Genomic DNA, 20,567 nt, shown 5'->3' with positions numbered 1-20,567 from the left:
AGCACCCGAGAACGAACCTACGTCGGGTCACAGACACCCTTGGAGAGTTATCCACAGGGCTGCAGCGAAATGACGTGTTACGCGACCCGATGGCCGTCGATACTCCAGGTGTGGCCCCTATGAACGATGACAGCGCACGACACGGCCCGACGCCCCGGCCCTCCCTGACGGGTCTGGTCGGACGCGGTCTCGGTGGCGTCCCGCCGACGGCCCTGGTCCTGCTCGGCATCGTCAGCGTCCAGCTCGGCTCCGCGCTGGCCAAGCAGCTGTTCAGCGAGGTGGGCAGCTTCGGGGCCGTGGCACTGCGCTTGTTCTTCGCCGCGGCGATCCTGATGCTCCTGTGGCGGCCTTCCCCGCGCATGAGCCGTCAGGCGTGGACCGTGGTGGTCGCCTACGGCCTGATCCTCGGCCTGATGAACCTGTGCTTCTACCTGGCGCTGGACCGCCTCCCGCTGGGAATCGCGGTCACCATCGAGTTCCTCGGGCCGCTGACGGTGGCCCTCATCGGGTCGAGGCGCTGGCTGGACGCTCTCTGGGCGGCGCTGGCGGCAGCCGGCGTCGTCCTGCTCATGGGCGGAGGCGGCGAGGTAGACCTCATCGGCCTGTTGTTCGCCCTCGCCGCGGGGGCGTGCTGGGGCCTGTACATCGTGGTCAGCGCGGCGCTGGGCCGCCACACCACGGAGGGCAACGGCCTGGCCCTGGGCATGATCGTCGCGGCGCTGGTGGCGGCCCCCATCGGCGTGGTCGACAGCGGAGCGGCGCTGGTTCAGCCGTGGGTCCTGGTCGCCGGGCTCGGTCTGGCTCTGTTGTCGTCGGTGCTCCCGTACTCGCTGGACCTGGAGGCGCTGCGCAAGATGCCGCCGCGCGTCTTCGGCATCCTGATGAGCCTCGAACCAGCCATGGCGGCGCTCATCGGCCTCGTCGTGCTCCAGGAGCTGCTGCACTGGTCGCAGTGGATCGCGGTGCTGTGCGTGGTCATCGCCTCGGTGGGCGCCACGCGCGGCTCGCGCCCCGAGATCCGGCCGGAGGATCTCGCAGCGACCCAGGACCTGGACCGCCGGACCTGAGTGCCTGAGTCGCTACACGGTCCCGTCCACAGGCACGTCGTCGCGGTGGGCGCCGTAGTAGTCCGACTGGCGGCGCATGAGCTCGCGCATCGAGGTGTCCCTGTCGACCCCGTACACGGTGCCGGGGAAGTCGAGCTTGCGCTGGATCGCCCAGATCTCCTCGTGCTTCTCCGGCGGCAGGATGGTTGCCGGGGCACCCACCGCGATCCAGCCGATCGGCACCACCGCGCCCGGGGCCACCACCGTGTTGACCTGCACCACACCGTGGATGCGCACCTCGGCGCCCGCACCGATGACGCTGCCCGGGAACAGCGCGGCGCCGGTCGCGATGAACGCCTCGTCCTCGACGGTGCTGCCGTTGACATGGGCGTGCGGGCCGATCAGCACGGCGTCCCCGATCTGTGCGGGGTGCGCCTGGCGCCCACGCACGAGCGCGTTCTCCATGACGACGGTGTCCGGCCCGACGATCACGACGCCGTCCTCGGCGGTGAGCACCGCGCCGTGCAGAATCCGCGCGCCTGGCCCGACGCGGACGTCACCAACGAGGGTCGCCGACGGGGCGACGTATGCCGACGGGTCGATGGTCGGTTCGAGACCGCGATGGCGGATGAGCATGTGGGGGTCCGTCCTCTCGTCGCCGCCACCATAGAGGCCGACACCCACACGACGTCGCCTCGTCTTTTCATAAAACGGACGGTAGCGACCGGTCTATGAAAAGACGGCCGCAGCGCCCCAACTAGGCTTGCCCGCGTGAGCACGAGCACCGAACTCCCCCAGCAGGTCTCCGAGACGTTCGACCCGCAGCGCTGGCGCGCGGTGTCGGGCTTCGAGGACCTGACCGACCTCACGTACCACCGCGGCGTCGACCGCACCGGCCCCGAGCCGCGCGACCTGCCCGTGGTCCGCATCGCGTTCGACCGCCCCGAGGTCCGCAACGCCTTCCGCCCGCACAGCGTGGACGAGCTGTACCGGGTCATGGACCACGCGCGCATGACGTCCGACGTCGGCACGGTGCTCCTGACCGGCAACGGCCCCTCCCCCAAGGACGGCGGCTGGGCGTTCTGCAGCGGCGGCGACCAGCGCATCCGCGGCCGTGACGGCTACCGCTACGCGGAGGGCGATAACGCCGACTCGATCGACCCGGCCAAGGCCGGCCGCCTGCACATCCTCGAGGTGCAGCGCCTGATGCGGACCATGCCCAAGGTGGTCATCGCGGTGGTGGACGGCTGGGCCGCGGGCGGCGGGCACTCCCTGCACGTCGTCGCCGACCTCACGGTCGCCTGCCGCGAGCACGGCAAGTTCAAGCAGACCGACGCCGACGTCGGCTCGTTCGACGCCGGGTACGGCTCCGCCTACTTCGCCCGCCAGATCGGCCAGAAGCGGGCCCGCGAGGTCTTCTTCCTCGCCCGGGAGTACTCCGCCGACGACGCCGAGCGCTGGGGCTCCGTCAACGAGGTCGCGGCCCACGAGGACCTAGAAGGGCTGGCGCTCGAGTACGCGAAGATCATCGCGGGCAAGTCGCCGCAGGCCATCCGGATGCTGAAGTTCGCGTTCAACGCCGCCGACGACGGCATCGCCGGCCAGCAGGTGTTCGCGGGCGAGGCGACACGGCTCGCGTACATGACCGACGAGGCGGTCGAGGGCAAGGAGGCGTTCCTGGAGCGCCGCGACCCGGACTGGTCGGCGTTCCCGTACTACTACTGACGGTGCGCGTTTCGGCCGGCGCCGAACCGAAAGTTCCTCGTCGTAGCCGTCGCTGAACCGAAAGGTGCACGTCCATCTGACACCGGATCGACGTGCACCTTTCGGTTCAGCGAAGAACGTGACCTGTTTCCTGCGGTTCGGTGGCGGCCCCGTGAGTGGCGGCAGACACGCAACCTACGGTTCGACGGGCGGCCGCACCTCACCACGAGACCGCACCAGACTCGGGGGCGTGTCAGGCTCAGTCGTCGTCCTGCGCGCGCCCGTCCGGAGTGACCAGGACCGGCGTCGCCTCGACCCGGAACTCCTCGGCACCCAGCGCCCGCGCCAGCTCGTCGGACCCGGTGAGCACGACGACACCCGGGTAGCCCGCCAGGATGCGCTCCAGCCGAACACGCCCCTCCTGGTCCAGGTCCCGGTCGAGGTCGGCGACCAGGAGCAGCGGCGGCTTGCCGTAGATCGCGCGGGCGAGCGCGAGCCGCGCCCGCTCGTCGGTCGTCAGAGGTTCCCCGCCGGAGCGCAGCACGGTGCGCAGCCCGTCGGGGAACCGGTCGGCGGAGAGGCCGACGACCTCCAGAACCGCTACCGCGGTCTCCTCGTCCAGATCCGGACGCCGGTAGCGCACCGCACGCCGCAGCGATCCGCGCTCGAACACCGTGCCCCTCGTGGCGAGCCCGACGAGCGCGCGACCGCGCGCCGGAGCGACGGCCCGCAGGTTCTCGCCGCCCACCCAGATCTCGTCGGCGACGCCGGGCGGGGTCGCGTCGAGCCCGACGACCCGGCGCATCAGACGCAGCGGCGCCCCCGGGTCGTCACTGGTCAGCCGGATCCGGGCGCCGCCGCTCCCCCGCAACGGCTCGCCGGTGAGCCCGGGGACGGCGACGTGCACCAGGCCGGGCACGTCCGCGCCGTCCGGCACGGGGGCCGACGTCGCGGCGTCGCGCGCCTGCTCGTACCCGGCGCGCCGGCGCGCGGCGTCGGCGAGCGCCGGGCCCAGGACGGCGCGAGCGGCCAGGTAGGTCTGGCGGTACTCGACGATCCGGCCGAGGTCGATGATCGGCGTCGACGCGATACCCGCGATCGCCATGGCGGCCATCGTGACGGCGGGGTCGATGCCGCGGACGACGCCGACGGCCGCGACGGCCAGCGTGGCCAGCATCGCCGCCACGGTGCCGCCGGCCCGGATCAGGCCGACGATCGCGGACCGGTCGACCGCCCGGTCGACGACGACGTCCGAGGCGGAGTCGATGTGGCCGAGCTCGCGGCCCGCGCCGCGCGCCGCGATGATCCCCTGCGCGGCGCCCACCGTGTCGGCGATCCGCGTGGCCATGCGCCCGCGGGCCCGCCGCAGGCTGCGCGACCTCAGGTACGCCGTCCGCGCCCAGGGCACCATGACCGCGGCGAGCACGCCGAGCGGGAACAGGAACCCGAGGCCGAGGAACGGGTCGATGATCGTGAGGCCCACGACGGAGCCGAGGATCAGCGGGATTCCCGCGGCGAGCGGTCCGACGCCCTGCGACACCCAGTTGCGCACGCTGGAGAGATCGTTGGTGGTCCGGGCGACCGTGATACCCAGGTGCGTGCGGCTGCCCGGGGTGAGCTCGGCCTGGACCAGGTCACGGCGTACGTCCCGCACGTAGTCCTGGCCCAGCCGTTCGGCGGCGATCCGCTCCTCCACGCGCAGCCCACCGAGCGCGACGGCGGCCGCGACGATGCTGACGATCACGACCGCCATCGGCCACGGGCTGCCCGCACGGAGCTGCGTGAGGGTCCAGGCGCTGAGCACACCGAGCGCGGCCTGGCCGAGGCCCAGGGCGACCAGGCCGACCACCCAGCCGCGTCGTCCGCCGGTGTAGATCTTCGGAAGCTGGCCGGGCTCCGGCTCAGGCGACGGCATGCCCGCCCCTGGTCTGCGCGGCAGGACCAGCGGGAGCCAGGCCCGCAGCGGCGAGCGCCACGGACGGCAGGCACAGGTCGTACGTCGGCACGACGCCGACGTCCAGCGCGGCGCGGGCCTCCGCGGTGGCGAGCGGCGAGGCGGTGAGCACCCCGGACACCACCGACGGCTCGCAGCCCAGCGCCCGGAGCGCCGCTATCCCGCCGCTCGCGCCGAGCGCGTCCCCTGCGGCGAACACCACGCGGTCGACCACCGAACGGAAGGCGTCGTCGGTGAGGAGGCGGCTCGTGTCGCCCTGGAAGATGCCGTCGGCGATCTCGATCAGGACGACGTCAGGGGTGCCGTGCCCGGTCGGGGACGCCAGCACGCCCGTCATGGTCGCGAACACGTCCCGGACCTCCTCGAAGGACAGGCCGAACGTGCTGGGGAAACCGAAGTCGGTGAAGTCGACCACGCGAGCCGCGCCCGCGTCGGTGTAGAGGTGCGCATCGTTGCCCGCGCCCGTTCCGGTCGCCTTGCCCGCGTGGACGGTGAGGCCGGCCGCGGTGAGACCGCGGGCGAGGCAGGCCAGCGTCGTGGACTTGCCGGAGTTCATCGACGTACCGACCACCGCGACGACGGGAACCCGCGTCGCGGAGCCGCCGGCGAGCGCCGCCGCGCGCACCGTGTGTGGCGCGAACCTCGCCAGATTGACCACCTGGTTCGCGCGGGAGAGCAGCCCGATCGGCTCGATCACCGTGGCGTCGTCGATCGCCGCGTGCTGGTCGACGACGCGGGAGGCGAGCCCGCCGGCGGCCGCGAGATGGCACTCGCCGAGGTCCTCGGGGATGACGGCGAGGAACTGGTCGGCGGCGTAGCGCGACCCGTAGGCCACGACGATCTCGTCACCCTCGAACAGGATCTGGCGGCGCGACACCGGAGACTCGAGCCGCTTGTGCTGGCCGATCGTCACCACCCGGGCCAGGACGACGTCGCCGGCCCGCGGCGCCCGGGCCTGGTCGGTGATCAGGTCGAAGGCGCCGGGATCCTCCTCGATGGCCGCCGCGACGAACCGGGTGGAGTAGGCCTTCTTGGCCCGCAGCAGACGGCGCACGAGCGGGTCGGGCGTCCGTGCGCCGGCGGCGTCCGCCAGCAGCGGGGCGACGACGGGGCGCGAGGCGTAGCCGCGCAGGTCAGGGGACGTGTCGAGGATGCTCATGACGGCCACGCTTTCTGGTCGAGGGACGCTGAGGTGCAACACCGTCACTCAACTAGGCCGGTATGAACCGGTCATGAGACCCGGATGACAGGTCTCTCATCGGGGCGCCCGCCGCATCATGCTCCGGCACCCCCGGCGCACGCTTACGCTCGTGAGGTGGCCCCGACAGTCCCCTCCCCCGACGCTGTGCCCGACCTTGTGCCCGACCCTGTGGGCAGCGTCGTCCGCGCCGTCCGGGACGCCCTCGACGGCGGCCCCGCGTACGCACCGCAGCCCCGCCTGTCCGACGTCGACGCACCGCCCGGCACCGCGCTCGTGCTGCGGACCTCCGGTTCCACGGGTGACCCGCGCGAGGTCGCGCTGAGCGCCGCCGCCCTGCGTGCCTCGGCGGACGCCACGCACCGGCGGCTCGGCGGCCCCGGAAGCTGGCTGCTCGTGCTCCCGCCCACTCACGTCGCGGGGGTCCAGGTCATCACCAGGTCCCTCATGCCGGACGGCGCGCTGTACCCGGACACGCTCGACCGGTTCACCGCTGCGAAGTTCGCGGCAGTCGCCACCGACTTCGCCGACCACCTGGCGCCCGGCCGGCGCGCGTACGTCTCGCTGGTCCCCACCCAGCTGCACCGCCTGGTCACCGCGGCCGACGACGGCGACAGCGCAGGCCTCGACGCCCTCGCCCGGTTCGACGCGGTGCTCGTCGGCGGGGCGGCCGCCTCGGCCCCCCTGCTGGCGAGTGCCCGGGCCGCCGGCGTCCGCGTCGTCACCACCTACGGCATGTCCGAGACGAGCGGCGGCTGCGTGTACGACGGCGTCCCGCTCGCCGGCGTACGGGTCCGCCTGGCCGAGGCCGACGCCGAGCCGGGGTCCGGCCTCGCGCCCGGGTCCGCCCCGGGAACCGGCGTCGTCGAGCTGTCGGGTCCGATGCTCGCCGAGGGCTACGTGGGCGATCCCGACGCCACCGCCGCCGCGTTCCGTACCGATCCGGACGGCACCCGCTGGTTCCGCACCTCCGACCTGGGCCGTCTGGACGACGGCCGGCTCACCATCCTCGGCCGGGCGGACGACGTCATCCTCACCGGAGGCGTCAACGTCGCCCCGGCGGCCGTCGAGGACGCCATCGCCGAGCACCTCGCGGAGCTCGGCACCCCCGGGGAGGCCTGCGTCGTCGGTGTGCCCGACGCCGAGTGGGGCCAGGCGGTCGTCGCCGTCGTCGCGACCGGACCAGCCGGACGGACGCCTGCCCAGGGGGCACCGGCCGGCCCGAGCCCGGACCGGGGGCCCGTCCTGGCCGACGGCGAAGGCGAGCTGCTCACCAGGCTGCGCTCCGCCGTCGGGCAGCGGCTCGGTGCCCCCGCCGCGCCGCGCCGGGTCTACGTCACGGACGCCCTGCCGACCCGCGGCCCCGGCAAGACGGACCGCCGGGCGGTGCGGGACGCCGTCGTGCGGGCCGAGCGGCAGGCGGCCCGGGAACCCGTGCGACCATGACTTCGTTCCTCCGCCAGGACCTCGAACAGGCCCGGACCTGGAACGTCGAACCTGCTGGGCGCGAACCCTGTCGTCCACGGATGCTGGTCACACCTCACGAACGAAGGACACGCTGATGGCGACTGCCGCCGAGTGGATCTCCGGGGCCCGGCCCCGCACGCTGCCGGCGGCAGCGGCCCCGGTGATGGTGGGTACCGGCGCGGCCGCGCAGGTGGACGCCTCCGCGTGGCTGCCCGCACTGCTCGCGCTGGGGGTCGCCCTGGCCCTGCAGGTCGGCGTCAACTACGCCAACGACTACTCCGACGGCGTCCGCGGGACCGACCTCGACAGGGTGGGGCCCATGCGGCTCACCGCCTCCGGCGCCGCAGCCCCCGGCACCGTGAAGCGCGCCGCCTTCGCCGCGTTCGGCGTCGCCGGCCTGCTCGGCCTGGCCCTGAGCGCGGTCTCGGGCCACTGGTGGCTGCTCGCGGTCGGCGCGGTGTGCGTTGCCGCGGCCTGGTACTACACGGGCGGCAAGAAGCCGTACGGGTACCGGGGGTTCGGCGAGATCGCCGTGTTCGTGTTCTTCGGCCTGGTCGCGGTGCTCGGCACCACGTACACGCAGGCCGACCGGATCACCTGGCCGGCGGTGCTCGGCGCCGTCGGGGTGGGCCTCATCGCGTGCGCGCTGCTCATGGTCAACAACCTGCGCGACATCCCGACGGACGTGCTGGCCGGCAAGCGGACCCTGGCCGTGCGGCTCGGCGACCACCGGGCCCGCCGGGCGTACGTGGCGATGCTGTGGATCCCGGTGCTGCTCGGGCTGGTGTGCGCGTTCTGGGCACCGTGGTCGCTCGTCGTGCTGCTGCTGTTCGGGCCGGCCATCCTGCTGACCATCCCGGTGCTCGCCGGGGCGCGCGGCAAGCTGCTGATCCCGGTGCTGGCCGGGACGGGCCTGTACGAGCTGGGCTACGGCCTGCTGCTCTGGTTCGGCCTGTCGATCTGATGGCTGCGGGCCAGGTCAGTCGGTCCGGAGCTTCTTGTCGACCTCGGCGTCCTCGTGGGCCGCGTCGGCGTCGGCCTTCGGGAAGACCGCGCGCTCAGCCGCGTGGCGGTCCGTCCGCGCGGCGATCCACCGCGTCGCGGCGTCCCGGGGCTTCGTCAACGTCAGGTACGACAGGGCCAGCGCCACCACTACCGCCACCGTCGGGAGCAGCCAGCCCCGCAGACCGACCAGGTAGAGCAGGCCGAGTGACGCGCCGAACAGCGCGAGGCGAAGCAGAGTGTAGGTCAGGAGGGGCACCCTCCCATCGTAAGCCGGGCCCCGGTCACACCGGGCCACGAAATCACCCGTTCAGCCCGGTGCCCCCGGCACACGTCCCGCTAGGCTCCCGCCCATGCCGAAGCTCCTCTTCTTCCTCCTGTATCTCGCGCTCGTCGTCTACGCGCTGGTCGACGTGATCCAGGCGGAGGAGGAAGACCTCGGCGGCATCCAGAAGGGCTTCTGGATAGTCGCCATCGTGTTCCTTCCGCTCGCGGGTTCCATCGCGTGGCTGGTCGTGAGCAACACCGCCCGACGCCGCCGGAGGAGCTCCGGTCAGCAGGTCACCGGGTTCCCGGCCGGCCAGCCGGCGCCCGCCCGGTACGAGCGCCGGACGCGCTCCTGGGAGCAGGACGCCGCACCCCTCGCGCCCGAGGACGACCCCGAGTTCATCTGGCTGATGGAACAGGCCAGGCGCAAGCGCGAGCGTGAGGCCCGTGAGGGAGCCGGTCGCACCGAGGACACCGCGCCCACGGACGCGCCCACGGACGCGGACGCCGACGGGCGGCAACGCGGCGAAGGTCACGTCGAGGGCTGACCCATCGCCGCCGTCCCGCCGTAGGCTGGGGGTATGCCACGCATACTCCTGATCCTGGTCGTCGTCGGACTCGCGGCGTATGCCCTGGCCGACGTCTGGGGCTCTGACGAGGACGAACGCGGCGGGCTGCCCCGGTGGCTCTGGGTGCTCCTGATCGTGCTCCTGCCACTGCTGGGCGCGATCTCGTGGATAGTCGTGCGCGTCGCGGCCCGCCGGTCGGGCGCAGGCCCGTCGGCTCCCAACAGCGGTCCGGGTGGAGGCGGCAACCGGCCGAAGCCGCCCCCGCGGTCGCCCCGCCCCGGCCCGCGCCGTCCCGCCGGTCCCGTCGCCCCTGACGACGACCCCGAGTTCCTCTGGCGCCTCGAGCAGGAGAAGCGCAAGCGGGAGCGGGAAGCGCGCGGCCACCAGGACGCGAAGGACGACGACGTCGAGAGCTGACCGGCCAGCTGGCCGGCCAACCAGCAGAGATGACCATGCACCTGCTGCCAGGATCTGAGCATCTTGGCAGCAGGTGCATGGTCATCTCCCGGGCGCGCCGGGCGGCCGTTACAGGCCCGAGTACGAGTGCTTGCCGTTGAAGATCAGGTTCACCCCGGTGAAGTTGAACAGCACGCACGCGTAGCCGGCCACGACGAACCACGCCGCGCGGGTTCCCGACCAGCCGCGGGTCGTGCGCGCGTGCAGGTAGGCCGCGTAGACGACCCACACGATGAAGCTCCAGACCTCCTTGGGGTCCCAGCCCCAGTAGCGGCCCCAGGCGTCCTCGGCCCAGATGGCGCCGCCGATGAGCGTGAAGGTCCAGAGCACGAACGCGACCGAGTTGAGCCGGAACGAGAGCGACTCCAGGGCCGACGGCGCCGGCGTGTGGTCGAGCCAGCCCCAGTGCCGGCTGCCGAGCAGCACCGAGCCGCTGTCCCGGCCGTCCCGCAGGAGCTGCAGCGCCGACGTCACGAAGGCGACGGTGAAGATGCCCGTCGCGCAGATGGCGACGCCGACGTGGATCACGAGCCAGTACTTCTGCAGCGCGGGCTGCACGCCCATGGCCGCCACGAAGAACTGCTCCTGCGCCAGCACGAGGAACAGCACGCCGAGGCCGCTCACGAAGGCGCCGAGGAACCGCACGTCGCGCCGGACGTTGACCCCCCCGAACACCGCGACGGCCACGAAGGTGCCGACCAGCGCGAACTCGTACATGTTGGCCCACGGCGCACGACCCGCGGCGATCCCGCGCAGGACGATCGCGGCGAGCAGCATCGCCGCCGCGAGCCAGGTCACCGACATGCCGACTCCGGCGAACCTACGGTTTACCGGCCCGGGGGCCTCGGCGGTGGCGTCCGGGCCGTAGGGCGAGGCCACCTCGGAACCGGCGTCGGCGACCGCGACGGCCACCTTCTCCCGGCTCCTGGCCGCGTCCCGCGCGTCGACCTTGGCGCCCGACAGGCGTGAGAGGTCCACGGCGAACGCGACGAGCGCGACGGCGAGGGCCGTCGCCGCGCCCCAGACGAGCAGCACACTGAGGTTTGCCAGCTCCATGTTCAGTCCTTTTCCGATCCGGTCTCGACACGCGGTTGCTGAGCCTGTTCACGGGCGGCCCCCGACCCGATCTCCGCCACCCCGGGCACCGCGGCGAGCGCGCGGTCGACCTCGGCCTGCAGGCCTGCGTCGTCCCCGCGGGCAAGCCCCGCGACCTCGACCACGGTAGCCCCATCCTGGGCGGCGTACGCCCGCGCCCAGACCCGCCGTCGCGGCGTGAAGAGCGAGACGGTGAGCCCGCCGAGCGCGAGCAGGGAGAACACGAGGACGAACCCGAGCGACGGGTCGTGCCGCAGGTCGAGCGCCACATAACGGGGCAGCTCGTCGCCGAGCGTCAGGGTGCCGAGCCCGTCCGGCAGGTCCACGGTCTCGCCGGGACGAGCCAGCACCTTGACCCGCTCGCCGTTCTCGTCGACGGCGGGCGTGAGTGACGCCGTGTCGAGCTCGTACACGTTCTGCGGGGCGCCCTCGTCCAGCCCCAGGTCGCCCGTGTACACCTCGAGCACCAGCAGCGGGTCGACGGGCTGCGGGAACGCCGAGCGGGCGGACCCGTCCGGCTCGACCTCGGCGGTCGGCAGGAAGTAGCCGACCAGTCCGATCTGGTCGAGCCCGGGGGCGACGTCCGGCACCTTCACCACGCCGCGGGACGTGTACATCGTGTCCTGCGGGATGAACGTCACGCGGCCCGCGAAGGCGACCTCGCCCTCGGCGTCGCGCACCGTGATGTCGGGCGCGAACCCGTTGCCCTGCAGGTAGATCTTGGCCCCGTCGACGACCAGCGGGTGGTTGACCTTGACGATCTCCGGCCGCTGCTCGCCCGAGGGCTCGGTCACCGTCACGTGCGCCGTGAAGTCGCGCGCCTGCGCGAACGCCACGGTGTCGCTCGCGAACTCCGACACGAACCGGTCGAGCGTCATGGAGAACGGCACCAGCGACTCCGGCCGGAACCAGGCGCCCTTCTCGAAGGTGTCGTAGTCGACGACGGCGTTCGCGAACCCGCGCCCCTCGGTGACGATGGCCTGGCCGCGGTAGTGCAGCAGTTGGCCCGTCGCCACCGACACGAGCAGCCCGACCAGGGCCAGGTGGAACACCAGGTTCCCGGTCTCGCGCAGGTAGCCGCGCTCGGCGCTCACGGTGGCCGACGCCGGTCGCGCAGCGCCGCGGGAGGCCTCCTCACCACGGTCCACGCGGAACGTGGGCAGCCAGGAGATCTTGCCGCGCAGGCGGGCGGCGACGGCGTCGGCGGCCTCCTCGGGGGAGGCGGTGGTGGTCCCGGAGGCCTTGGCCGGGAACCGGTTGAACCGGGACGGCACGCGCGGCGGGCGGTCGCGCAGGGCGCGGTAGTGCGCCATCGACCGCGGCAGGATGCAGCCCACCAGCGAGACGAACAGCAGGATGTAGATCGCGGAGAACCAGACCGACGAGTAGACGTCGAAGAACCCGGCCTTGTCGAGCCACTCCCCCGCCGTCGGATGGTCGGCGAGGTACTCGATGACGCCTGCCGCGTCCTGGTTGCGCTGCGGGAGCACCGACCCCGGCACCGCCGCGACGGCGAGCAGCATGAGCAGCATGAGAGCCACGCGCATCGACGTGAGCTGGCGCCACATCCAGCGCAGCGTGCCCACCAGGCCCAGCGCGGGCGCGTTGGGCCGGTTGGGCTTCTGCTCGCCCGACGTCGACTCGCCGGACGTCGGCTCACCCTGCGTGAACTCGTCCGCGATCCCCTCGGGGACGTAGGTGCCGTCCCCACCCGCACGCCTGGCCATCAGATCACCGTCTCGAATCCACCGATCCAGAGCTGCATGGCACCGGTGAGGCGCGTCCACAGCCCCGTGACCAGCAGCAGCCCGACCAGCACCAGCAGCCCGCCGCCGAGCCGCAGCGCCGCGAGGCGGTGCCGGCGCAGGAAGTCCATCATGCGCTCCGAGCTCCCCAGCCCGAGGGCGACCAGCAGGAACGGCACGCCCAGGCCTATGCAGTAGGCGACGCCGAGCAGCGCGCCGCGGCCCGCTGACGCCTCGTCGATCGCGAGCACCTGCACGGCGCCGAGGGTGGGGCCGATGCAGGGCGTCCAGCCCAGGCCGAACACGATGCCGAGCAGCGGCGCGCCCCAGAGGCCCGCGCGTGGTGTCACGTGGAACCGTGCTTCGCGCTGCAGGAACGGGACCGCGCCGAGGAAGCCGAGGCCGAGCAGGATGACGACCGCGCCGAGCACGCGGGTGATGACGTCCTCCCAGCGCACGAGGTAGCTGCCGAGGCCGCCGAACGCCGCGCCGAACGAGACGAAGACGACGGTGAAGCCGAGCACGAACAGCGCCACGCCGGCGACGACGCGGGTGCGAGCGGGCTTGACGCGCGTCGTCACGGTTCCGCCGGTTCCGCCGGCCTCTGCGGTCGCGTTCATCGAGGCGGCGGCCATGCCGCTCACGTAGCCGAGGTACCCGGGCACGAGCGGGAGCACGCACGGCGAGGCGAACGACACGAGGCCCGCCAGCATCGCCACGGGCACCGCCAGCAGCAACGACCCGCTGAACGCGGTGACCGCGAGCCCGTCGCCGACGGCGGTCGCGACGGTGCCCACAACACTGCCAGGAACAGCACTGCCCGCAAGCATCAGGCCGCCTCGGCCAGGACGTCGTCGATCAGCGCCTCGAGCGTCGATCCCTCGACCTGGCCGACGACCCGCGCTGCCACGTTGCCCTCCTGGTCCAGGATCACGGTGGTCGGTACGGCCTGCAGCGGCACGACGCCGGCCAGCCCGGCGATCACGACGCCGGTGCGGTCCTCGACGCTCGGGTAGGGCACCTCGAAGGTGCGCTGGAACGCCTGGGCGGCGCCGGCGTCGTCCTCGGTGTTGATGCCGAGGAACTGCACGCCGTCCTTGGACCCGGCGAGGTCCACGAGGTCGGGGGCCTCGGCGCGGCACGGGGCGCACGAGGCGTACCAGGTGTTCACGACCACAACGGAGCCCGCCCAGTCGGCGGTGTCGACGTCGTTGCCCTCGAAGTCGGTGCCCTCGATGGCGACGGGCCCCTTGCGGTCCCCGACGTCGTACGTCTGCACCGACCCGTCCCCGGAGACGTATCCCTGTCCGACGACGTCACCGGCGCCGGACTCCTCGGGCGTGCACCCGGCGAGGGCGGCCACCAGGCCGATGACGATGCCGACGGCCACTATCCACTGCACGACCCTGAAGGTCTTTCCCCGCATCACGCTCCGGCGACCTTGCTCGCGCCGTCGTAGAGCTCCGCGGCGGGCTCCGTGTAGTGCAGGCCGACGAACCGGTCGTCCTCGAAGTGCAGGGACGTCAGGGAGGCGAGGTTGCACTGGCGGTTGCGGGGGTCGTGCCAGAGCTGGCCGCCCTCGAACGACCGGCGCGTGAGCCATACCGGGAGCTGGTGGCTGACCAGCACGATCTCGTGGCCCGCTGCGGCCAGACGCGCGTCCTCGACGGCGCCGCGCATGCGCTCGACCTGCTGGGTGTAGGGCTCACCCCAGGACGGGCGGAACGGGTTCCACATGTACGGCCAGTTGCGCGGGCTCTTGAGGGCCCCGCCACCGTTGCCGACGGGCAGGCCCTCGAACCGGTTGCCGGCCTCGATGATGCGGTCGTCGGTAGCGAGCTCCAGCCCGAAGGCCTGCGCCACCGGGGCGGCGGTCTCCTGCGCGCGCTGCAGCGGAGAGGCCACCACCCGGGTCACGTCCCGGCCTGTGCTGGTCAGGTGGTCGGCGACGATCTTCGCCATCGCCTGACCACGGTCGGAGAGTCGGTAGCCGGGCAGCCGCCCGTACAGGACACCGTCGGGGTTGTACACCTCGCCGTGACGCAGCAGGTGAACCGTCGTGGAAACCATGGCGCCCAGTCTCGCACCCGACCCTGGGTGCCGGTGACCTCGGGAGTGTGGATTACGTCATCCTGTCCGATCCAGCGACCGGCCGGGTCAGTCGCAGTGCGCCGTCAGGCCCTCCTCGGTACCGCCCGAGAGCTTCGAGGACTCGGCCACCTTGGCCATGACGCGGCCGAGCATCGCGAACTCCTCGGGCTCCAGCGCGTCGACCATGATGCGGCGCACCGCGGCGACGTGGCCGGGCGCTGCCGCCTCCAGGGCCGCGCGGCCGGCGTCCGTCATCGTGCAGTTCACGCCGCGCCGGTCACCCTCGGCGGCGCGGCGCTCGACCAGCCCGCGCGACTCCATGCGCGCCACCGTGTGCGTGAGCCGGCTGCGCGACAGCACGAGGCCGTCGGCGAGCGTCGACATCCGCATGGTGAGCTCCGGTGCCTCCGAGAGCTGCACCAGCAGGCTGTACTCGCCGAGGGAGAGATCGAGGGTGCGGTCGTGGACCGCGCCGAGCGCCTCGACGAAGCGTGCGGTGCCTTCGAGATAGTGCCGCCAGGAGCCTTGCTGCTCCTCGGACAGCCACAGATCCTGCTGCTCGACCGTCTGCACCGCCATCTCGCCACCGCCTTCGTGCTGACTCGGACACCCTGCTCGGGCACCTGGGAATACGTTACGGGACCCGCTATGTTGGACCATCCCGGGTAGTTGATCTCTAAACTATCCACCCAAATCGCCGCATCACCAAGGAGTCCTCACTCATGGCCACCCCGCTCCCTGCCGGACTCACCACCGGCACCTACGACATCGACTCGTCCCACACCTCCGCTGCCTTCTCGGTTCGCCACGCTGGCATCGCGAAGGTGCGCGGCACCATCGCCGTCTCCTCGGGCACCATCACGGTCGGCGAGGACCTCGAGTCGTCGAGCGTCACCGCCGAGCTGGACGCGCAGTCGGTCAACACGGGCGACGCCGGTCGCGACGGCCACCTGAAGAGTGCCGACTTCTGGCACGCCGACGAGAACCCCGCCTGGACCTTCTCGTCCACCGCCATCCGCCCCGAGGGCGACGCCTACGTCATCTCGGGCGACCTGACCATCAACGGTGTCACCAAGGGCGTCGAGCTGGAGACCGAGTTCACCGGCACCGCCAAGGACCCGTTCGGCAACAACCGCGCAGGCTTCGAGGCCGCCCTCGAGATCAACCGCAAGGAGTTCGGCCTGACCTGGAACGCCTCGCTGGAGACCGGCGGCTTCCTGGTGGGCGACAAGGTGAAGATCACCCTGGACGTCAGCGCGATCGCCAAGGCCTGACCTCGTCAGACATCTCGCTCAGACATAGCCCGTGCCGGCCACGGCACGGGCTATGTCCTTGATGTCGGCGGGGCGCACCCGGCAGCAACCGCCCACGATCCGCGCACCGTCGGCGACCCACTGTCGCGCCTGCTGCCCCGGCTGCGCGGACCGCTTCGGCGACCCCGCCCAGCTGCGCCGCCCGGCGTCCCAGCTCTCGCCGCTGTTCGGGTAGGCGATCACCGGCTTCCCGGTCACGCCTCGGGCGGTGACGACCGCCGCCGACACGTCCGACGGCGCACAGCAGTTGACCCCCACCGCCACGACCTCCGGCACGTCCCGGGCGACGGCGAAGGCCTCGGCCAGCGGCTGGCCGGCGCGTGTGCGATCACCGTCGGTGCTGTACGTCAGCCACACGGGGATGCCGATCCCGGAGATCACCGTCATCAGCGCTTCGGCCTCGTCCAGGTCCGGGATCGTCTCGAGCGCCAGCACGTCCGGTCCGGCGTCGGCCAGCACCTCCAGCCGAGGCCGGTGCCAGGCCGCCAGCTCAGCCACGCTCAGCCCGTACCGGCCCCGGTACTCCGACCCGTCGGCCAGCGTCGCGCCGTAGGGACCCACCGACGCGGCGACCCAGCGCTCCCGCCCGTCGTCGGCCAGCTCGTCGCGGGCGTCGCGGCCCAGCTCGACGCTGCGCCGGAGCAGCCGGACGGCGTCGTCCCGATCGATCCCGCGCGCCTCGAAGCCGTCGAACGAGGCCTGGTAGCTCGCTGTCGTCGCGATCACGGCGCCGGCGCGGAAGAACGCCAGGTGGGCGGCCTTGATCTCGTCGGGGGCGTCCGTCAGCAGCCGCGCCGACCACAGGTCGTCCGACAGGTCCTGCCCGCGCGCTTCGAGCTCGGTCGCCAGGCCGCCGTCCGTGACCAGGACCGGGCCGTTCTGTTCGAGGAATCCCACGACGCGACCCTAGGGGTGCACGATCAGCCACGTCGCGACCGCCGGCCGCACGCCCGCGTTCCGGATCCGGTGCGGCACCGAGCACGGATAGCTGATGGAGTCGCCGGCCGCCAGCACCACCTCGTCGTCGGCCAGCTCGATGGTGAGCTCGCCCGCGACGACGTTGCCTATCTCGTAGCCCTCGTGCTTGAACAGCTCGACGTCACCGAGGGTGGCTGTGGCACCCGGCGGGTAGATCGACTCGAAGAAGTCGAGGCCGCGGGTCGGGTTGGGCGAGAGCCGGCGGAACGTGACTCCGCCGTCGAGGGTCACCGGAGACGCCTCCCAGCCGCGCGTGACCGCGATCCCCGCGTGGTCGAGCTCCGTCGTGCCGCCACGGGGCGCGGCGACGGCGTCCGGCGGCTCGAACACGTCGGACAGCGAGACCCCCAGCGCATCGGTGATCGCGAGCAGGCGCACCACCGAGGGGCGCATGACGTCACGTTCGATCTGCGACACGGCGCTGGCCGATATCCCGAGCGTCGCGGCGAGGCTGCGTGCGGACACACCACGCGCCACGCGGAGGCCGCGCAGCCGGGCACCGAGGGACGGTTCGGAGGACACCGCCGCATCGTACGAGTGCACCGGGCCTCGTGCGGCCCTCGCCCGCACGACTCACCGGGCGACACGCCTCGATTCACGTACCCGACACGCGCCGAAACACGCGTGAAGCAGTCACTGAACATGAGCCTTACGACGTGGTTACCGCGGGGAAACCAGCCGCCACCAGTTAACCCATAACTTCATGCTGACCCAGCGACCACCCTTCGGAAGGCAGTGCTCATGACCGAGAACACGGAGGTGACAGCCTCCTCGGGGGCCGCACCCCAGAACCCGCCCGGCGACGTCTCCGGCGGCGAGCACGACCTGGTCGAGGCCGCCGGGCACCCGGTCGGGTCCGGCAACGTCAAGCCTTCCTACGACCCCCGACTCGCCAACGAGGACCTCGCGCCCCTGCGGGAGCAGAAGTGGTCGTCGTACAACATCTTCGCCTTCTGGATGTCCGACGTGCACAGCGTCGGCGGCTACGTGACGGCCGGCAGCCTCTTCGCGCTCGGCATCGCGAGCTGGCAGGTGCTCCTCGCCCTGCTGGTCGGCATCGTCATCGTGCAGGTGTTCACCAACCTGGTCGCGAAGCCGAGCCAGAACACCGGGGTGCCGTACCCGGTGATCAACCGCGCGGTCTTCGGCGTCAAGGGCGCGAACATCCCGGCGATCATCCGCGGCCTCATCGCCGTCGCCTGGTACGGCGTGCAGACGTTCCTCGCGGCGCAGGCGCTGAACATCGTGTTCCTCAAGTTCATCCCCGCCAGCGCCGCACTCCTCGAGCCGGCGTTCCTCGGGCTGAACGCGCTGGGCTGGATCTCGTACGCCGTGCTCTGGTTCGCGCAGGCCGCGCTGTTCTGGAACGGCATGGAGACCATCCGTCGGTTCATCGACTGGGCAGGGCCCGCCGTCTACGTCGTGATGATCGTGCTGGCGGTCTACCTCGTCTCGGAGGCGGGCTGGTCCAACATCAGCCTGAACCTCGCCGAGGGCGAGCCGCTGACCGGCTGGGCCTCGGTAGGGGTCTTCTGCACGGCGGTCGCGATCGTCGTGTCCTACTTCTCCGGCCCGATGCTGAACTTCGGCGACTTCGCGCGGTACGGGCGCTCGTTCAAGGCCGTGAAGCGCGGCAACCTGCTGGGCCTGCCGGTCAACTTCCTGTTCTTCTCGCTCCTGACGGTCATCACGGCGTCGGCCACGGTGCCCGTGTTCGGCGAGCTCATCACCGACCCCATCCACACCGTCGAGCGCATCGACACCCCGTTCGCGATCCTGCTGGGCGGCCTGACCTTCGTCACCGCGACGGTCGGCATCAACATCGTCGCGAACTTCATCTCCCCCGCGTTCGACTTCTCCAACGTGGCCCCGCAGAAGATCAGCTGGCGCATGGGCGGCATGATCGCCGCGGTCGGGTCCGTGGCCCTGCTGCCCTGGAACTGGTACAACAACGCCGACGCGATCCACTACACGCTCGGCGTGCTCGGCGCCCTGATCGGCCCGCTGTTCGGCATCCTCATCGCCGGCTACTACTTCGCGGCGAAGCAGCGGGTGCTCGTCGACGAGATGTTCACCATGTCGCCTTCAGGCGCCTACTGGTACACGAACGGCTACAACCGCAACGGCGTGCTCGCGATCTTCCTGGCCGGCGTGCCGACCGTCCTCCTGGGCGTGCTGCCCAAGCTGATCGCCGACCTCGGGTACTTCGACATCTCCTGGATCGGCAACTACACCTGGTTCATCGGGTGCGGCCTCGGCTTCGTCGCCTTCTGGTGGCTGGAGCGGCTCAGCCCGCAGATCCCGTCGTTCGACGGCGTCACCGAGGGTGTGGCCGACGGCGCAGCGGGCACCAAGGCCTGACCGTGCGGCTCCACCTCATCAACCCCAACACCTCCCGGGCGATGACCGCCAAGATCGCGGTCACCGCCCGGGAGGTCGCCGGGCCGGACGTCACCGTCGTCGCCACCTGCCCAGCGCCCGGCGCCGGCCCCGCCGCCGTCGAGAGCCACACAGACGAGGCGTGGGCGGCGCTCGTGGTGGCGCAGCAGGTCGCGGCGGCGGAGGCGGCCGGTGACGGCCCCGCGGACGGCTACGTCGTCGGCTGCTTCGGTGACCCGGGCCTGGACGCCGCCCGCGAGCTGACGGACGGCCCGGTGGTCGGGATCGCCGAGGCCGCGATGCACGTCGCGACCCTGTCGGGCCGCACGTTCGCGGTGGTCACCACGCTGTCGCGCACGCTGGGCCGCGCGCACGAGCTGGTGCGGCGCTACGGCTTCGAGGACGCGTGCGTCGCCATGTACGCGGCTGACGTCCCGGTCCTCGAGCTGGAGGACGCCGGCTCGACCGCCCGGGAGAAGATCGCCGAGCTCTGCGAGCGCGCGGTCCGCGACGACGGCGCCGACACCGTGGTACTCGGCTGCGCCGGCATGACAGACCTCTGCGCGGACCTCACGAAGCGTGTCGGGGTTCCGGTGATCGACGGCGTGGCGGCCGCCGTCGGCCTGGTGTCGGGCATGGTCCGGATGAACGTAGGAACGAGCAAGCGCGACGAGTACGCACCCCCGCCCCGGCTACCGGGGAGTGGTTCGAGGATCTGACCCCTGGGACGCCTCGCGGTCGGCCGTCCAACGGTAGTCACCCGGGGGCGGCGTGGTTCCCGGCTGCACAGGCCCTGTGCGGCGCCAGGTCTCACCTCGACGATCGACACCGACTGCTACCACCCTCGCTTCTGCGGAGCAGATCTCCTCCCGCAGGTGCTCGGAGATGAGTCGGAGCGCACCTTCGATCGGATCGACATCGGGGAAAACATCCCGTGCGTCTTCCTTGGCGGACTCGATGAATCGCTGCAAGCCTTCCAGGTCGACCACAAACTCCACAGGAGTTCCTTCGGGCGGTACCCGCACGAGAGCGTGAGCTTCCTGCACGTCGACCTCGATGTGGTCTGGAACATCGCCGCCGCGAGAGATCAGGTCACGGGCGAGGTCGCGGGTGGCCTCGGAGATCAACACTGGGCTCCTGACGGGTAGGCGGTGATGACGCGATCATCATCGTCGGCCACCGAGACCCTCGTCGCGACAGCTCATCCCTCAGGTCGGCACTCTGCATCGAGATCGGTCCAGCGCTGGACCGATCTCGATGCCAACTGTCGACTTCGGCGCAGGCGGCCAGCAACGTGCCGACG

Annotated in this window: 22 protein-coding genes; 10 read left to right on the top strand and 12 right to left on the bottom strand. The window is 71.9% G+C overall.

The window, feature by feature from the left end:
- Positions 1 to 119: 119 nt before the first annotated feature.
- The gene (locus ACQEVI_RS14500; RefSeq protein WP_432900031.1) at positions 120 to 1,067 is read left to right on the top strand and encodes an EamA family transporter; all 948 of its coding nucleotides are present in this window, start codon (positions 120 to 122) and stop codon (positions 1,065 to 1,067) included.
- Positions 1,068 to 1,079: 12 nt separating this feature from the next.
- Here the strand turns inward: ACQEVI_RS14500 and ACQEVI_RS14495 are convergent, their stop codons facing one another.
- Positions 1,080 to 1,682 (bottom strand): gamma carbonic anhydrase family protein, encoded by a 603-nt coding sequence (locus ACQEVI_RS14495; protein WP_432900028.1) that lies wholly within the window; start codon positions 1,680 to 1,682, stop codon positions 1,080 to 1,082.
- A 135-nt stretch (positions 1,683 to 1,817) separates the two neighbouring features.
- Between ACQEVI_RS14495 and ACQEVI_RS14490 the strand changes: the two genes are divergently transcribed.
- Entirely contained in the window at positions 1,818 to 2,771 is a 954-nt protein-coding gene (locus ACQEVI_RS14490; protein WP_432900025.1) for a 1,4-dihydroxy-2-naphthoyl-CoA synthase, read from the top strand.
- A 238-nt stretch (positions 2,772 to 3,009) separates the two neighbouring features.
- Here ACQEVI_RS14490 and ACQEVI_RS14485 read toward each other — a convergent pair whose 3' ends face one another.
- The gene (locus tag ACQEVI_RS14485) at positions 3,010 to 4,665 is read right to left on the bottom strand and encodes an ABC transporter transmembrane domain-containing protein (RefSeq protein WP_432900022.1); all 1,656 of its coding nucleotides are present in this window, start codon (positions 4,663 to 4,665) and stop codon (positions 3,010 to 3,012) included.
- Positions 4,652 to 5,863, bottom strand: a complete 1,212-nt coding sequence (locus ACQEVI_RS14480) for a DUF1611 domain-containing protein (protein ID WP_432900019.1) — start codon at positions 5,861 to 5,863, stop codon at positions 4,652 to 4,654. Before ACQEVI_RS14480 ends, ACQEVI_RS14485 begins: the two co-directional genes overlap by 14 nt.
- A 156-nt stretch (positions 5,864 to 6,019) precedes the next feature.
- Here ACQEVI_RS14480 and ACQEVI_RS14475 point away from each other — a divergent pair, with 156 nt between their 5' ends.
- The gene (locus ACQEVI_RS14475; protein ID WP_432900016.1) at positions 6,020 to 7,348 is read left to right on the top strand and encodes an AMP-binding protein; all 1,329 of its coding nucleotides are present in this window, start codon (positions 6,020 to 6,022) and stop codon (positions 7,346 to 7,348) included.
- A gap of 115 nt (positions 7,349 to 7,463) precedes the next feature.
- Complete coding sequence (locus ACQEVI_RS14470; protein ID WP_432900014.1) at positions 7,464 to 8,333, top strand: 1,4-dihydroxy-2-naphthoate polyprenyltransferase; 870 nt, start codon at positions 7,464 to 7,466, stop codon at positions 8,331 to 8,333.
- A gap of 15 nt (positions 8,334 to 8,348) precedes the next feature.
- On the opposite strand, the gene ACQEVI_RS14465 is transcribed toward ACQEVI_RS14470, so the two are convergent.
- Positions 8,349 to 8,630, bottom strand: coding sequence for a DUF4229 domain-containing protein (locus ACQEVI_RS14465; protein WP_432900011.1), 282 nt, complete (start codon positions 8,628 to 8,630; stop codon positions 8,349 to 8,351).
- Positions 8,631 to 8,724: 94 nt separating this feature from the next.
- Here ACQEVI_RS14465 and ACQEVI_RS14460 point away from each other — a divergent pair, with 94 nt between their 5' ends.
- Both ACQEVI_RS14460 and ACQEVI_RS14455 read left to right on the top strand, forming a co-directional pair.
- On the top strand, positions 8,725 to 9,186 hold the full coding sequence (locus tag ACQEVI_RS14460; RefSeq protein ID WP_432900008.1) for a PLD nuclease N-terminal domain-containing protein: 462 nt from the start codon (positions 8,725 to 8,727) through the stop codon (positions 9,184 to 9,186).
- A 33-nt stretch (positions 9,187 to 9,219) separates the two neighbouring features.
- Positions 9,220 to 9,624: a PLDc N-terminal domain-containing protein gene (locus ACQEVI_RS14455; RefSeq protein ID WP_432900006.1), complete on the top strand. Its 405-nt coding sequence runs from the start codon at positions 9,220 to 9,222 to the stop codon at positions 9,622 to 9,624.
- A 108-nt stretch (positions 9,625 to 9,732) separates the two neighbouring features.
- Here the strand turns inward: ACQEVI_RS14455 and ccsB are convergent, their stop codons facing one another.
- The 6 genes from ccsB to ACQEVI_RS14425 form a co-directional block, all read right to left on the bottom strand.
- On the bottom strand, positions 9,733 to 10,719 hold the full coding sequence (gene ccsB / locus ACQEVI_RS14450) for a c-type cytochrome biogenesis protein CcsB (protein ID WP_432900003.1): 987 nt from the start codon (positions 10,717 to 10,719) through the stop codon (positions 9,733 to 9,735).
- 2 nt (positions 10,720 to 10,721) lie between these two features.
- The gene (gene resB / locus ACQEVI_RS14445; protein ID WP_432900000.1) at positions 10,722 to 12,485 is read right to left on the bottom strand and encodes a cytochrome c biogenesis protein ResB; all 1,764 of its coding nucleotides are present in this window, start codon (positions 12,483 to 12,485) and stop codon (positions 10,722 to 10,724) included.
- On the bottom strand, positions 12,485 to 13,333 hold the full coding sequence (locus tag ACQEVI_RS14440; RefSeq protein WP_432899997.1) for a cytochrome c biogenesis CcdA family protein: 849 nt from the start codon (positions 13,331 to 13,333) through the stop codon (positions 12,485 to 12,487). Before ACQEVI_RS14440 ends, resB begins: the two co-directional genes overlap by 1 nt.
- Positions 13,333 to 13,929: a TlpA family protein disulfide reductase gene (locus ACQEVI_RS14435; RefSeq protein ID WP_432899994.1), complete on the bottom strand. Its 597-nt coding sequence runs from the start codon at positions 13,927 to 13,929 to the stop codon at positions 13,333 to 13,335. The genes ACQEVI_RS14440 and ACQEVI_RS14435 overlap by 1 nt, the downstream gene beginning before the upstream one ends.
- On the bottom strand, positions 13,929 to 14,573 hold the full coding sequence (locus ACQEVI_RS14430; protein WP_432899991.1) for a histidine phosphatase family protein: 645 nt from the start codon (positions 14,571 to 14,573) through the stop codon (positions 13,929 to 13,931). The genes ACQEVI_RS14435 and ACQEVI_RS14430 overlap by 1 nt, the downstream gene beginning before the upstream one ends.
- An 87-nt stretch (positions 14,574 to 14,660) precedes the next feature.
- Positions 14,661 to 15,173, bottom strand: a complete 513-nt coding sequence (locus tag ACQEVI_RS14425; RefSeq protein ID WP_432899989.1) for a MarR family winged helix-turn-helix transcriptional regulator — start codon at positions 15,171 to 15,173, stop codon at positions 14,661 to 14,663.
- A gap of 143 nt (positions 15,174 to 15,316) precedes the next feature.
- On the opposite strand from ACQEVI_RS14425, the gene ACQEVI_RS14420 reads away from it, so the two are divergent.
- Positions 15,317 to 15,868 (top strand): YceI family protein, encoded by a 552-nt coding sequence (locus ACQEVI_RS14420; protein ID WP_432899986.1) that lies wholly within the window; start codon positions 15,317 to 15,319, stop codon positions 15,866 to 15,868.
- A gap of 18 nt (positions 15,869 to 15,886) precedes the next feature.
- On the opposite strand, the gene mmuM is transcribed toward ACQEVI_RS14420, so the two are convergent.
- Complete coding sequence (gene mmuM / locus ACQEVI_RS14415) at positions 15,887 to 16,804, bottom strand: homocysteine S-methyltransferase (RefSeq protein ID WP_432899984.1); 918 nt, start codon at positions 16,802 to 16,804, stop codon at positions 15,887 to 15,889.
- A 9-nt stretch (positions 16,805 to 16,813) separates the two neighbouring features.
- The gene (locus tag ACQEVI_RS14410) at positions 16,814 to 17,407 is read right to left on the bottom strand and encodes a cupin domain-containing protein (protein WP_432899981.1); all 594 of its coding nucleotides are present in this window, start codon (positions 17,405 to 17,407) and stop codon (positions 16,814 to 16,816) included.
- A 219-nt stretch (positions 17,408 to 17,626) separates the two neighbouring features.
- On the opposite strand from ACQEVI_RS14410, the gene ACQEVI_RS14405 reads away from it, so the two are divergent.
- The 3 genes from ACQEVI_RS14405 to ACQEVI_RS14395 all read left to right on the top strand — a co-directional run bounded on the left by ACQEVI_RS14405 (position 17,627) and on the right by ACQEVI_RS14395 (position 20,412).
- Entirely contained in the window at positions 17,627 to 19,246 is a 1,620-nt protein-coding gene (locus tag ACQEVI_RS14405; protein ID WP_432899978.1) for an NCS1 family nucleobase:cation symporter-1, read from the top strand.
- A gap of 2 nt (positions 19,247 to 19,248) precedes the next feature.
- Entirely contained in the window at positions 19,249 to 19,983 is a 735-nt protein-coding gene (locus ACQEVI_RS14400) for an aspartate/glutamate racemase family protein (RefSeq protein ID WP_432899976.1), read from the top strand.
- Positions 19,984 to 20,139: 156 nt separating this feature from the next.
- Positions 20,140 to 20,412, top strand: a complete 273-nt coding sequence (locus tag ACQEVI_RS14395) for a hypothetical protein (protein WP_432899973.1) — start codon at positions 20,140 to 20,142, stop codon at positions 20,410 to 20,412.
- Positions 20,413 to 20,567 lie beyond the last annotated feature (155 nt).

The sequence above is a fragment of the Promicromonospora sp. CA-289599 genome, from assembly GCF_050936155.1.
Classification (GTDB): Bacteria; Actinomycetota; Actinomycetes; order Actinomycetales; family Cellulomonadaceae; genus Promicromonospora.
This window is presented reverse-complemented; position numbering and strand designations above follow the sequence as displayed.

Coding starts and splice junctions, on each gene's coding strand:
- ACQEVI_RS14440 (WP_432899997.1), bottom strand. CDS start 13,333: ATGCTTGCGGGCAGTGCTGTTCCTGGCAGTGTTGTGGGCACCGTCGCG.
- ACQEVI_RS14500 (WP_432900031.1), top strand. CDS start 120: ATGAACGATGACAGCGCACGACACGGCCCGACGCCCCGGCCCTCCCTG.
- ccsB (WP_432900003.1), bottom strand. CDS start 10,719: ATGGAGCTGGCAAACCTCAGTGTGCTGCTCGTCTGGGGCGCGGCGACG.
- ACQEVI_RS14405 (WP_432899978.1), top strand. CDS start 17,627: ATGACCGAGAACACGGAGGTGACAGCCTCCTCGGGGGCCGCACCCCAG.
- ACQEVI_RS14455 (WP_432900006.1), top strand. CDS start 9,220: ATGCCACGCATACTCCTGATCCTGGTCGTCGTCGGACTCGCGGCGTAT.
- ACQEVI_RS14430 (WP_432899991.1), bottom strand. CDS start 14,573: ATGGTTTCCACGACGGTTCACCTGCTGCGTCACGGCGAGGTGTACAAC.
- ACQEVI_RS14495 (WP_432900028.1), bottom strand. CDS start 1,682: ATGCTCATCCGCCATCGCGGTCTCGAACCGACCATCGACCCGTCGGCA.
- ACQEVI_RS14425 (WP_432899989.1), bottom strand. CDS start 15,173: ATGGCGGTGCAGACGGTCGAGCAGCAGGATCTGTGGCTGTCCGAGGAG.
- ACQEVI_RS14435 (WP_432899994.1), bottom strand. CDS start 13,929: ATGCGGGGAAAGACCTTCAGGGTCGTGCAGTGGATAGTGGCCGTCGGC.
- ACQEVI_RS14485 (WP_432900022.1), bottom strand. CDS start 4,665: ATGCCGTCGCCTGAGCCGGAGCCCGGCCAGCTTCCGAAGATCTACACC.
- ACQEVI_RS14470 (WP_432900014.1), top strand. CDS start 7,464: ATGGCGACTGCCGCCGAGTGGATCTCCGGGGCCCGGCCCCGCACGCTG.
- ACQEVI_RS14460 (WP_432900008.1), top strand. CDS start 8,725: ATGCCGAAGCTCCTCTTCTTCCTCCTGTATCTCGCGCTCGTCGTCTAC.
- ACQEVI_RS14480 (WP_432900019.1), bottom strand. CDS start 5,863: ATGAGCATCCTCGACACGTCCCCTGACCTGCGCGGCTACGCCTCGCGC.
- resB (WP_432900000.1), bottom strand. CDS start 12,485: ATGGCCAGGCGTGCGGGTGGGGACGGCACCTACGTCCCCGAGGGGATC.
- ACQEVI_RS14420 (WP_432899986.1), top strand. CDS start 15,317: ATGGCCACCCCGCTCCCTGCCGGACTCACCACCGGCACCTACGACATC.